General features: G+C 35.0%; 12 protein-coding genes and 1 pseudogene. 2 read left to right on the forward strand and 11 right to left on the reverse strand.

Annotated elements, in window-relative coordinates; genetic code table 11:
* Positions 1 to 1,619: 1,619 nt before the first annotated feature.
* Both J7I93_RS24415 and J7I93_RS24420 read right to left on the reverse strand, forming a co-directional pair.
* Complete coding sequence (locus J7I93_RS24415; protein ID WP_214729445.1) at positions 1,620 to 1,829, reverse strand: twin-arginine translocase TatA/TatE family subunit; 210 nt, start codon at positions 1,827 to 1,829, stop codon at positions 1,620 to 1,622.
* 787 nt (positions 1,830 to 2,616) lie between these two features.
* A complete protein-coding gene (locus tag J7I93_RS24420) occupies positions 2,617 to 4,050 on the reverse strand; it encodes an alkaline phosphatase PhoX (protein ID WP_214729447.1) in 1,434 nt (477 codons plus the stop codon).
* Between the two features lie 356 nt (positions 4,051 to 4,406).
* On the opposite strand from J7I93_RS24420, the pseudogene J7I93_RS25290 reads away from it, so the two are divergent.
* A pseudogene (locus J7I93_RS25290) lies at positions 4,407 to 4,614 on the forward strand (IS110 family transposase); the annotation flags it as partial.
* Positions 4,615 to 4,742: 128 nt separating this feature from the next.
* Here J7I93_RS25290 and J7I93_RS24425 read toward each other — a convergent pair.
* From J7I93_RS24425 to J7I93_RS25475, 5 genes are all read right to left on the reverse strand, one after another.
* Positions 4,743 to 5,078, reverse strand: a complete 336-nt coding sequence (locus tag J7I93_RS24425; RefSeq protein ID WP_214729449.1) for a (2Fe-2S) ferredoxin domain-containing protein — start codon at positions 5,076 to 5,078, stop codon at positions 4,743 to 4,745.
* 451 nt (positions 5,079 to 5,529) lie between these two features.
* Positions 5,530 to 5,727: a copper chaperone CopZ gene (gene copZ / locus J7I93_RS24430; RefSeq protein WP_214729451.1), complete on the reverse strand. Its 198-nt coding sequence runs from the start codon at positions 5,725 to 5,727 to the stop codon at positions 5,530 to 5,532.
* A gap of 64 nt (positions 5,728 to 5,791) precedes the next feature.
* Entirely contained in the window at positions 5,792 to 5,968 is a 177-nt protein-coding gene (locus J7I93_RS25660) for a metal-sensing transcriptional repressor (protein WP_483297150.1), read from the reverse strand.
* 333 nt (positions 5,969 to 6,301) lie between these two features.
* The gene (locus tag J7I93_RS24440; RefSeq protein WP_214729453.1) at positions 6,302 to 8,200 is read right to left on the reverse strand and encodes a copper resistance CopC/CopD family protein; all 1,899 of its coding nucleotides are present in this window, start codon (positions 8,198 to 8,200) and stop codon (positions 6,302 to 6,304) included.
* A gap of 329 nt (positions 8,201 to 8,529) precedes the next feature.
* A complete protein-coding gene (locus J7I93_RS25475; protein ID WP_214729540.1) occupies positions 8,530 to 8,775 on the reverse strand; it encodes a glutaredoxin family protein in 246 nt (81 codons plus the stop codon).
* A gap of 519 nt (positions 8,776 to 9,294) precedes the next feature.
* Between J7I93_RS25475 and J7I93_RS24450 the strand changes: the two genes are divergently transcribed.
* On the forward strand, positions 9,295 to 9,675 hold the full coding sequence (locus J7I93_RS24450) for a hypothetical protein (protein ID WP_214729455.1): 381 nt from the start codon (positions 9,295 to 9,297) through the stop codon (positions 9,673 to 9,675).
* Between the two features lie 615 nt (positions 9,676 to 10,290).
* On the opposite strand, the gene hepT is transcribed toward J7I93_RS24450, so the two are convergent.
* The 4 genes from hepT to J7I93_RS24465 all read right to left on the reverse strand — a co-directional run bounded on the left by hepT (position 10,291) and on the right by J7I93_RS24465 (position 12,071).
* Positions 10,291 to 10,695 carry a type VII toxin-antitoxin system HepT family RNase toxin gene (gene hepT / locus J7I93_RS24455; RefSeq protein WP_214729457.1) on the reverse strand — a complete coding sequence of 135 codons (405 nt, stop codon included), beginning with the start codon at positions 10,693 to 10,695 and terminating at the stop codon, positions 10,291 to 10,293.
* Entirely contained in the window at positions 10,685 to 11,092 is a 408-nt protein-coding gene (gene mntA, locus J7I93_RS24460; RefSeq protein WP_214729459.1) for a type VII toxin-antitoxin system MntA family adenylyltransferase antitoxin, read from the reverse strand. Before mntA ends, hepT begins: the two co-directional genes overlap by 11 nt.
* Positions 11,093 to 11,559: 467 nt before the next feature.
* Entirely contained in the window at positions 11,560 to 11,655 is a 96-nt protein-coding gene (locus tag J7I93_RS25300; protein ID WP_222125080.1) for a putative holin-like toxin, read from the reverse strand.
* A gap of 215 nt (positions 11,656 to 11,870) precedes the next feature.
* Positions 11,871 to 12,071 carry a hypothetical protein gene (locus J7I93_RS24465; protein WP_214729461.1) on the reverse strand — a complete coding sequence of 67 codons (201 nt, stop codon included), beginning with the start codon at positions 12,069 to 12,071 and terminating at the stop codon, positions 11,871 to 11,873.
* Positions 12,072 to 12,255 lie beyond the last annotated feature (184 nt).

A 12,255-nucleotide genomic window follows, 5' to 3' on the forward strand; every position in this document is an offset into this window, starting at 1 on the left:
ACGGATATTATTTTCTATCCTACAGGCAATAATTCCTGCGAAATTATATTGTTTTTTTATTAAAGCCTTTTCAGCATTTTTTTTATTATAAAGTTATCTTAATCTTTAAACTTGAAACTTGAAGAAATAAAAAATTTTAATAATAAAAATTAATATAAGTATATGTAGTTGTATATGACATTAATGAAATATTGATATATTTATAAGATATCATTAATATTATTTCATTGTCCATTCTCTTTGGTGATGTATCGATTTTAATTTTGCTGCCATTTCAGGCAGCTTTTCTTATTTCAAAGAGGCTTTTGTTTAATAAAAATAAAAGGGGATAACCCCGAATTCTCATGGTTGACTCCAGACTTTGGTAAATAAACTCTTTGAAGCTAAAAAACTGGTCATCAATAATTTAAGGCTCTACTATAGACACTGGATATTTAAATGTAAATTATGAGGGTTTCTTTGAAAGACAATTTTTTAATATAGAATTTTTTTACTAGGAAGTAGAGTATGTTTACGCTGATTATCTTGTGGAAAGTCATTATTAATGGAAACAGAAAGGGAACCCCAGACAATGAAGTTTAATAAAAGGGATATTACAAAGGTGATTAAAAGTGCAGCTGAGAAATCTTCCAGGGGTGAGAGCAGAGAATCAAGCTCACATAGTCAGTTACAGATTGATGCTATCAACAGCTGCCTCTCCAATATTGAAGAAGAATTAGAAGCTAGTATACATTTACCCGCATGAATAATAAAGCCTGTCTAGTTTATAAATGGCAATGTCCTACACTGCATTTAACTAATTGTATTTCACATAACTAACGGTTTTACTTTAGAACCAGCTAACTGTGAGTTTTTCCCTTTTTGAAAATCCGGATTTTAGGGGATAATAAGGTCTTTTCTCCCGCTACATCCCCGCAATTATTAGTTCCACCAATGATATTTCACTGTACTCTATTCCAAAGTGTAATTATTTCTTGTATATTTGTTCTGAACCATATTGAAAATTAATTCCTTTATCTCGGAACTTTTTTTCCCGCTCGTGTCAAGATAGGTTCTAAGAGAGTATTAAGTGGGGGAGGGGATCATATGTTAAAGTTTAATGGTAAAATACATCCTCATTGCGGTCCATGCGGTGAGCCTCTGTGGAAAAGTGATAGGGTTCACACAGATACAATGTTTGAGCAGATTCAGCACGTGGATTGTTTCACTTTCCAACCAAAATATATAAAGGATACAGGAACCTTTGGAGAGATAGTAAGTAGGCATCCGATATATATATAAACATTCCTTGTACTTGAACGAAGCCAAACTTTTCACTGAGTTTGGTTTTTTAATAAGAAAAATTTTTTCTCTTCACCCCGGACTTTTTCATTCTATGCTGCCTCTTTTTTGACAGGAAATCAAAAATTTCACCTTCTCAATAAGCTATATGATTTCCCAAAAATAAAAAAGATCCGACCATTCAGTTATGGTCAGACGAGAAATATATTATTTTAGGGGGTCAAATGAAAAATCATTAGACAAGTTTATTATAAGTTAAATTTGTTAAATAAGTATTTCTTATATAATACAAAAATATATCAATTGCGACTTCTATAGAGTGGAAATGGTTAAATATCTTATTTATTGAAACTACTTTTCTTTTTTTGTGATTCGTCTTTGTCTTTGTGTGACACATCATCTGATACCAACTCACGTGTTGATTTTTTAAACTCTCTTAAAGTAGATCCAAATGCACGACCAATTTCAGGTAGCTTGGATGGGCCAAAAATAATTAATGCAATGACAAGAACAAGAATTAACCCAGGTATTCCTATATTCTGTAGCATTTACATAGCCTCCATTGTTAGATAGCCCTTTTTCGTTGTGGTATAAAATATTTATAGTCTGCCTGTTTACAACAAACTTGGCATTTTATCTCTCCAAGAAATCATCTGAGATAGATTGAATATGTGGAAGAAAAATCGTTTTTAAGACTTTATGAACATGTTGTTTACAAACTAAAACCACTTTATATGCACCTTCCATAGAAAGAAAAAATAGCCGAAGGTATAATGATAACTTCTTAATTACACCTGCGCTTTTTAATAGATTACTAGTTAAACATGCTGTAATAAGAAATCTATCCCTTTGTCCCTTGTCCCAACAAGAAAACATCTTGGGACAAGAAACCTGTCCCCCTAGTCCAGGATTATCTGAAATCTCCATCTTACACTGCTACTAAGCAGGAACGTCCGAACTTATAGTCTTGATATGGATTCCTTTTGTCTGGGTGCTGTACGTCTAAGAATAAAGTACGTTCATCTGGTGTTAACCAAGGTCCAGTAACTTGGTACTCTCTTGGATCCAATGCAAACTGGAATTGGTTTACCATAATGGGCCGAGTCTATTGGAATCATGAACAAACGAGAGTTATTAAATACGGCATAAACGTGAGATTCAGTCGCTTCAAAATTTCCCACAATGCAAAAATTCCCTTTAATATCAAAGTGTAGGTTACCTGGATATGTGTTCCACTTTGATGTACACCTTCAATAAATACCTGGAATGTAAAAAAAGATGTAAACCATACAAAGTGTTAGCTTACATCTTTTTTATGGTATCCTGAAAAACAATTTAAATCATTTTTACTCCGTGGCGCTCAAAAGCTGCTGCTTCTAGAACGGACATACCTTGCGCCTCGGCAGTCTTAGCCACTTTTTCCGAAACTTGCGGTGCAAGATTCGCAGGAGCAGCAAAGGACATTTCCCTTGCGCGCGCAGAGTTTCTGCGTTGGAACGGGCCCCAAATGGCAAATGTTTTGCCTGGGCTTTGAATATTGACAAAAAGTGTGTTTCCATCTGGTGAGAAGGTTGGGCCTGCCAATTCAGAACCACTTAAACGGTTGGCTGCAAAAGGATAGACCTTGCCTTCTGGGGTAATTCCCATAATGCGGTCTTGGCCAGAACCATCTTCTGCAAACCAAAGGTCGCCCCAAGGAGTACAGCAGATATTATCCGGATATTCCATTTCTCTTGCATCATTTCCCTCATAGAAAAGCTCCAATGTATTAGTGTGAGGAACATAACGATAAACGCGTCCAAGTTTTTTGTCACCGGCAGAGGTGTCATCAAACCAGAAAACTCCCTCTTGGAAGAACGCTCCCTCAAGTCTAGAGAACTTAATGCAATTTTGTTCAGCAGCTTCCTCCCGGCAAAAATGAGGATTTACTTCCTTCCAAACAATTTTAAATGTTTGGCCTGTTTTAAATGTGCTTGCTGAAGGGTCTGCTACCGCTTCAATCGCAGCCGCATACAGCTTACCGCCTTTTTGTAACGCACCCGGCTTTTGGCTCAAGTCATTTGGGATAAAACGGTAAAAGTAGCTTGGGCTTGAATCTTCGGTTAAGTATACATATCCTGTCGCTGGGTCAATTGCACAGGCTTCGTGTGCAAAACGGCCCATTTCCTTTATTGGAGTTTTGGACATATCGTTCTCTGGCTGTGTCGGATCCACTTCGAATACATATCCGTGTCCCTCGGAACGGTTTTCTTCACAAGTTAGCCAAGTGCCCCAAGGTGTCGCTCCACCGGCACAATTTCGGATTGTACCTGAAGAGGTAACATATTCTTTGATCACTTCACGATTTGCACCTACAACTAGAGCCGTTGTACCACCTTGAGCATTCGCATCATAAGGATTGCTTCCAAATGCTGGACCTGCAGATAATTCATGATTACGAACAAGAATGGTCGTATTGTTCGGTCCTTCAAAAGCTGCCATTCCATCAAAAGCACCAGGGATTTTGGTTCCGTCTGTCATCATGCCGCCTTCTCTAGAAATAACTTTATAATGAAAACCCTTTGGAAGATCAAGAATACCATTTGGATCCGGAACCAAATCATCATACCCGCCAAATCCGCTGGTTGGATTATCAGTAACATCCGCAAATGCTTTTGAACCGAGTGTTAATACTCCAGTCGATCCAAGAGTAAGGGCAAGTGTACTCATTCCTCCCGCTTTTAAGAAATCTCGTCTGTTCAATCCATTTTTATATTTTTGATTAGTCATTGTCCTTATCTCCCCATCTATCTATTTTAAATCTAGTAATAGATTAAAGGGAAAATATTAAGGGGAAATCTGAGTTTTGTAAAAATCAGTTAAAAAATGTAAAGAAATCTTAGGCCACTTGGTTCCACCTTCTATTGGACTTGGGTTGCTTCGTTTCCTCTGAACCCGTTTGTGACTGCAATTAATTCAAATTTTTACTTTATAGAAGAGTGTAACTGCCGTAGAAACATGATTGAGGTTGTTGGGACGTAGATCTCGTATAACAAACCGAAGCTGTGATACTACATGGAGGATTAGGAGTTACTGGAAAATCAATAAAATTAGGAGGAGATTTAGAATGAATCTAGTAGGTCTGGATTCATTCTAAAGGAGAAAGTCAGGTGCAAGCATTTCTTGGTAAAGGTAAACCGTATGGAAAGAGCTTTAAAGTAGAACATACCCTTATGAGCTTAGTTCACTTGTAGCGTTTCTTGAGGAGGCGAAACGAGAGTCTGGAAAAAACCTTCAGTTGTATTAGAAGCTACTGTGCATTATCAAACTCCAGTCGTTCAATACTTAGAACAACCGGTTTCTACTTTGGAATCTACAAAATACGGCAAAGATTTTACTTAATTGCAATTTTCACTGACACTTATTACAGTAGAAAGCGTCCTGTTATACAGCAACGCCTTTTTCGATATTTAGGTTAGATGTTATATTTCACTTTCATGGTTCTTAAATATTTTTCCATTATGGTAGTAAAGTTCTGAGCCTAAATTGACATTTCTCTCTTCATTTAATTGACGAATAAGTTCTTCACTTTTTGTTTTATTCATTTCTTTATACCAAGTTCCTAGCGGATATAGCACAACGATCGGACCATGCTTGCATTGGCCGTTACATAATGTTTTTGTTGTGTGAATCTCCTTTTGCAGCGCTAAGTTTTTTAATTCACCCCTAATGGTCTCTGTTACTTCTTCTGCCCCATTTTTCGTGCATGCTTTCCCGGTGCAAATTAATAGATGTTTGCTTATTCCATCTAAGTTCATAAGAATTCCCCTTTGTTCTTCCTTTTTATTTGACCTCTATTACAAATGGATAGCTGCCTACTTTATCATCAAATTTATATTCTCCCCATATTTTGTTGATTCTAGGTTATAAAACTTTGTTTCAAATAGTGTCTTTTCTTCTGAATAGGGTCCACATGAACAAATTTCTCACCCTTATATCATCCCAAAATAACAACATGGCATAAAGCCCCAGATATGGATCTAGAATATTCCCCTTAGTATCAACGTTTAATGTTTGTTTGTTCCTAGTTCTGTCGTTGTTAATTCAACTGTCTTTTCGTTGTCTTAATTAAGTTTATATCAGTTTTAGTGGATAATCCTCATGTTCTTCATGCTCTTTACCCATCTGCAGATCATTGTTACTATACCTTAGTATTGTATAATTGACTGAAAAAGAAATCGTGCCTATTTGTACGTTCTTTACTTGAGTTTATTGCACATCATAACCTTGATCGTCAATTGGTTCTTTGATCTTATCAAGGGTAACTTCATTTGGGTTAAATTCAACACTTCCAGTTCCTGAATCCAAGTTTACTTTCATATTGGAAACTCCGGTTAATTCCCCTACACTGCCCTCAATTGAATTAATACAAAACCCACATGACATCCCTTTTACGTTTAAAGTCATTTTTTCCTTATCGTAATCTTCTTTAATTTTTTAATTAGTTTTTGAATTGTCACCATTACTTCATCTAAAATCTCCGTATGCCCTTGAATTTTTCTAGACCACAAGCCTTCATATGCCCTTCAAGTAAAATACTAGCAACACTTTTTAAAGCAGATTGAGTAGCAGATATTTGAGTAATGACATCATCACCATACCTATCTTTTTCAATTAATCCTTTTATTCCTGGAATTTGGCATTCAATTCGATTTCATCTTGTTGTTAAGATATTCTTCACTATATCTGAGTGGTGGCTTCTTCTTTACCGTCTGATGAGCAGCATTGATCGATTTCAACCATTTCATCAAGACTTCCTGAATTCATCGACATTGCCTCACCTCCTTAACCACATAATACTATACCCCTCTATCGTATGTTAATTATTTTTAAATATTTTTTAAATATTTTTAAAATAGGTGTTTGACATAGAATTTTATTCACTTAAAAATTAAGTTGGTCTGCTAAATAATCAATACATTTACATATAAAAAAGGACTTCTATGAAAACAAAAGTCCTTAAATGGTATCCTAAAAAGAATTATTCGTTAAGTCTCATTTCCCCTGGCACTACAATTTTAAATGGTAATTCCAGTATTTCATCACTTTTCAAAGTTGCCTTCACATTCATGGACATAGTCCCAGCAGCATGCAGTAAATTCCCAGTTAGCTTAAATTCTCCCCCACCTACGTAAAAAGCACTATAAGTCACGTTATAATCTGGAGGCATGCTCAAAGTCACTTCTACTTGTTTAATATCCTCTTTATCAAACTGTAAAGAAAGTTCATTTAATCCTGGGTAGAAAGGAGCGATATCTACATTTAATCCAAGATACTTCTTTTCTATTGAGGATGGATAAACCCCCTGTTCCGCTGCACTGGGTGTAGAAACAACCAAAAAGGATGCAAACAACAAAATCAGCACAGCATAAATTATTTCCACTTTCGCCCGCGTGATTACAACATTAACGGTTTTTGTTGTTATGTGTTTAACTGAATTCCACTGAAAAACTCCAATAAGTAACACAATAAACGTTAATACAATTTTTAATAAAATCGATTTTCCCCATTCACTTTTCCAGAAACTCTCGACCGTGAAAGAGGGGACGTATTGAGTAACCATTATAAAACCAGTGGCAATAATGGCAATCAGACTAATCAATGCCCATTTTGAAAACACCGGAAGAACATCTTTAAGCCATTCTTTTATTCTTTCTTTTTTAGGAAGAACAATGAGCGTAAACAACCCACCGCTCCAAATTGAAGCAGCTATTAAATGAATGGCGTTAACTGCCATTGTTATATAGCCACCATACCTGGGATATGGTGCGTGACCGATAACAAATACTGACAATATGAGTGCTGCAAAATAAACAAGAAGTTTTATTTTATGAAAGTAAAACCCTATAATAAGCAAAATGATCTGCAATATGGGTATCCACATAAATTTGATTGAAAGAAGTTGCTCGAAAGAGAGTGAGTGTAATTCTTGCATCTGAACGGTGAATATGAAAGTCCAACCTACAAGGACGAATGTGAGAAGAAGGAGTGCTACTTTATTCCATCTACTAGTACTTGTTTTTTTCAATACGACGGTATGAAAAAAAGTTCCCCCGAACAGCGTTGTAATCCCGATAAAAAATAACCAATACCCCACTTGCTTTAAGCCTAAATTATGATATCCAAAGGAGATGGTCGGTCCTCCCATATTCTTCTGGGTAATCGGAGTAAAATGATTTACTGCAAAATAAAAGACATCCAATCGGTCAGGCTGTGCTTGGCCTTTTGAATCCACTTGACGGGCATGCCACGTCACCTGGTAAGTTCCAGATGACAGTTCCTCTTCCAGTTCCACAATGATATGAGATGGATTATTTGGGTCAGCGTAGGGTTTTTTTAACCGAACAGACTGTTGAAGATCATCAAATAGTCCAATCGCCGTGATATCAGCAGGCTGGTTAAACCATAAATCAATCCTTTGAGGAAAAGTATCCAAAATTTCTCCATCAGCTGGTGAGAAATCAATAATTTCTAAGGCTTTCTCCGACGGGACTGTCTCTTGATGGCTGACAGTAAATCGTACCTCTTCATTTATAACAAACCCATCCAAAGCAATGACTTTGATTTTTGCCAAATAGTTACCATTGGGCAACCGATCTTTAAATGTTGTCAGGATATGGGTTTTGTCCTCCGGGTCAACTGAAACTGCCCCCATCTCCTGAATCTTCCCGGTTGCATTTAAAATTTGGATGGAATCTGAATAGGTTACAACCGGATCTTGAAACCAAACCTCAAAGGCTGCGGGGCTTTGTATTATCTTCTCCCCTTCTTTAGGATACGTTCTTTCCAATTTAGAATGGGCAAATGTTTGATTACCCTGAATCATAAATTGCAGAGCAACCACAACAAACAAAATGAAAATCTTATAACGATGCAGCAATCGTAAAGCCTCCCAGATATAAACTTTTTAAGATGATGAATAGTTCAGACTATCAAGACAAAATTCTAATCCAACATTAAAAATTTGTCCAACCCGCTAGCGAATTCATTATTTCTTCAAAATGATGTAAGCGTGTGGGTAACTTATGGATTCAATAATGAGACATAATAATTAAAGGGACCACGTAGGGCTGTTTTTGTTTTGTTGTTGTAAACTTTTAATATGATCAATTTAGATTTATAACATGAAGTTTAAAGAAAATTTATTTGTTACTAACGTGAAGTGAAAATTAAAGCTTCTGGATCCTCTTCCACTCGCTTATCTGTTTTCTAATTTCTATTTTGCACTTTAAGCAGCTGAATAATTTTGTTCTTATTCACCTCAAAACCAATAAAAATTTTAGGACGTTTAATAAAACTAGGAAGTGTTGTATCTCTGATAACAAAAGCAGACACAATTCGTGAACCCGTTCTTTTTTTCATTTCTTCCTCTTTATCAGGGTCCCGGGTTAAATCATATTCAATGTATTTAATACCGTGCTGCGAAAGAAACTCCTTCGCTTCTTTACAATCCAGTCAAGTTGGTCTTGAATATAATTCTATTTGAACTCTTTGCATGTTTATCTCTCCTTTGAATATTCGACTTATCTATAGATATTTTATCCTTGAAGATTCATTTTAAATTAATATGCCGGATTGAAGTATATGGAATTTAGCTCTGCTTCCATAAGTTTATCACCTGGTCCAGATTCTCCAATTAACTGTATGAAGAAAATATCCTGTTCGATTTCTTTGTTTTATCTTTTAGAATTAAATTTAAGAAAACTTTTGCATTTTTATGAAAATGAACTTAACATATCGGTGTGAGAACAACAAAATCAACTTGTGGAACTGGGAAGGGAATAACGAAAGATTGTACCCACAACCCAGATATCAGAATATTTAAGAAGAGAGTTTCAACAAAAAAGAGAAGAAAAGAAGCTTAATAGGGACGCAACAGAACACCAACTATATAAAAACGCTGTTAAAAATTGTTATTTAGGTGAATGAAGCCTTTTCCTAACGAATATCCATGTTACAAAGGGAGGGGATTAAATGCCTAAAATAGCTGATAGAGTATATGATTGTTTAAAAACCTTAAAGGATAAGGAAGTATTCCTTGAATTGAAGACAGAAAGCTCCAGGTTATACTGCAATTCCAAAAAGCTGAAGCTAAATAAATCAGGGAATTCCATAATCCTTATTTGCTATAAAGATGTCAGCTTAGAAATTAACTTGGATGTGGTAAAACATTATGCCTTTATGTTTAATAAAGAAGACAATTGCGAAAGAACCTCTATTGAATTTGAAAATAGTGGATCATTAGACATCTTTTTAAATATTGAGGATTACTTTAAGTACAACGAACAATCCAATGATCCTTTATTTGCCGAGTTAAGTGAAGAAGACGACTGTATAGTGTTTGGGGAAAAGTAAAAGCTTGATTGATGAGAATAAATGTTCTGTAATTAAATTGTTCAGATATATTTTATATTTATCTTTTTTTAATTGCGAAATGTAGCAAAAACTAACAACACCTAAATGCAGAATCACCAAAGAAATGCAGTAATTGGACAATAATAACGAATAAATAAAAAAAAATCATAGTTGTCCCCTCCAAGTCTAGGAGAGGACTATGCTATTTTTCAGCTAAACATAACACCTAAAATTTACTCAAATAAAAGCCTTTCTTTTTTGTGTTCCTAACTCAGGGCTAGAGCTGCCATCTTATTCTTTTATTAAAATTGTTCATCTTCTGGTCTCTTTTTGTTAATAACATCCAAAAAATAATCCACTTGACTATGTCATGGGGATTTAATAACAACTAATTTACTCAGTAATATTTGGTAAAATCAATTTTATCATTCTGTTGAATTCGTTTAGATGTGTACGGCAGTTAAAGCAGACGAAATTTCATTCGATGCCTGTTTAATTGCTTCCTGTGCAAGTGGATGATCGAAGCTTGCTTTTTCAATTGCTTTTATTAGCAATTCTTGAGTGACATTAGTTTTTGCTTGATTTAGTTCATTTACATTAATTTGAGGCTATAAACTAAAACATTAATATTGTTTTTGTATACTCAAAAAAATCAACTAAATGATCATCAAGTATTTTTTTTAATATCTCTAAATTCATTTCTTGGTAGTCATGAACTGCAATATTTCGGAACCCAACCATCGCTTTCATTTTTTGAGATAGAGATGGTTGTAAAATCCCCTCTTTCTCTAATATCGAAAATGCATCCCGGCTATTCTGCGGAAGCCCTAGCTTCTTAGTAGCAATAATATGCATGGCTAAATCAATGCTCGCTTCACAAGCCCGCTGAAGATTTAATATTATTGAATCTTGTTTGGTGTAATTCTCTAGGTTTTTCGAGTTATTATCATATTCTTCATGTATTCTTTTAATACAACGTTCGATAATACTTATTTTGTTTAGAATCACATCACTTTTCATATATAGTCCCGCTTTCATCTATCATTTTTATTATCTCTGAACGTTCTTCATTTAGCTTTGCATACATCTTTAATGCTCTTAACTCAAATTCCTCCTTTTTTCGTTTATCCGTACAATAGATGGTTTTACCTGTCTGGACAATTTGAGCTTGAAAAACCGTACTGGCTTTACTTAAATCAATCAAATCTATTTCTCGGTTTAATTTGGCTGCAAGTTCTTGAGCGGCCATAAACAATTCATATTTATTTAAGTTTCTTTCATTGCTTAAAAAAGCAATATCTATATCGCTCTCTCTATGGATGTTTCCATTGACGGTTGAACCAAATAAAACAATTAAAAAAGGTGAAACTTTTTCAATTAAAAGTTCGGTTATTATTAATTCCGCATTAGTATTCAACGTCTAAAAACCTCCATGCTTTTCTTTAATTATATAACAAATATCTAGGATACAAACAGTTCCTCTAAAGGTTATCACAATATTCAACAGGAATTTGTCAATCAAAAATCAAAACCACTCTTATACTTTGCGTTTTTTTGGAATACTAATATATGAAGAAATATATAGGCATTGGTTTTCACCACATCCGGCCAAAATGAATAATAGCATACACCTAATTGTATTACATCTAATGCAATAGTTGTTTTTGACGATGTTCTAACTTATATAGTGCAGATACTCTTCAACTACTCTTGATTGCTTTACTTGATAACATTTTATGTTTATAATTTAAGTATATAGTTCATATAATAAAAAAGGAGATCCCGGCTGTCACCAGGATCTCAATGTACAGCAAGCTGCTTGAAGTGCAGCGGCCAGTTCCGAATAGAAGTAATCCTTCTCACATTGTGGCGATGCAGGGTAGGTTACTTCTTTTTATTTGAAGAAATACCTATAGCGATCACGGCAACGATAAGTGTAGCAAAGCTCACCATCAAGTTCATTGCTTCATACGTAACCATCAGCGGCACCCCCTTTCCTAATGGATTGGAGGCGGCCGCTGCCCACCCTGCTTATTTGCTGTACATAATGAGTATATCATATAGGATAATCAAGTCCTATATTAAGAAAGCACCCTTTTGTTTTTTTAATAAGGATATTTAACGAGTAATTAGGCATCGTCAAATGCTAAACAAACCTTCGAAAGGAGTAACTACTCCTTTTTAGTTGGCAGTTGTCAGCCACCTTCAATACAGGTAGCAGTGGTACTTTCAACTGCAGCATTTAAATCAATAAGAAGTGATGTAAGAGTATCCTTTCCCAAAGTAGTTTCCAATGTCTTTTCAGTGAGAGGTATATTAAATTTTAAAAAAATAGGTGCTGTATCTTTCCAAACTTCAACTATGGATTTTGGAGACATATTAGATTGTATGACCATATTTTGACCTCCTTATTATTTCTGGTCAATCATTAAAGTTTCCATTATAGGACACTCATACAAGGACAACTTTCTTTTAGATTAAGCAGCATATGCCCAATCCTTTTTTAAATCACTAACTTTCAATTATTTTATTAACACAAAATTGTACATTTTTATACATCGTTTATTGTATTTGTCTACG

This window comes from Bacillus sp. ISL-47 (assembly GCF_018613175.1).
Classification (GTDB): domain Bacteria; phylum Bacillota; class Bacilli; order Bacillales; family Cytobacillaceae; genus Cytobacillus.

Excerpts from the sequence above, each read along its gene's own strand:
- J7I93_RS24465 (WP_214729461.1), bottom strand. The coding sequence starts at position 12,071 with ATGGTCATACAATCTAATATGTCTCCAAAATCCATAGTTGAAGTTTGG.
- J7I93_RS24425 (WP_214729449.1), bottom strand. The coding sequence starts at position 5,078 with ATGAACTTAGATGGAATAAGCAAACATCTATTAATTTGCACCGGGAAA.
- J7I93_RS25300 (WP_222125080.1), bottom strand. The coding sequence starts at position 11,655 with ATGGTTACGTATGAAGCAATGAACTTGATGGTGAGCTTTGCTACACTT.
- J7I93_RS24450 (WP_214729455.1), top strand. The coding sequence starts at position 9,295 with ATGCCTAAAATAGCTGATAGAGTATATGATTGTTTAAAAACCTTAAAG.
- J7I93_RS24415 (WP_214729445.1), bottom strand. The coding sequence starts at position 1,829 with ATGCTACAGAATATAGGAATACCTGGGTTAATTCTTGTTCTTGTCATT.
- copZ (WP_214729451.1), bottom strand. The coding sequence starts at position 5,727 with ATGACTTTAAACGTAAAAGGGATGTCATGTGGGTTTTGTATTAATTCA.
- hepT (WP_214729457.1), bottom strand. The coding sequence starts at position 10,695 with ATGAAAAGTGATGTGATTCTAAACAAAATAAGTATTATCGAACGTTGT.
- J7I93_RS24420 (WP_214729447.1), bottom strand. The coding sequence starts at position 4,050 with ATGACTAATCAAAAATATAAAAATGGATTGAACAGACGAGATTTCTTA.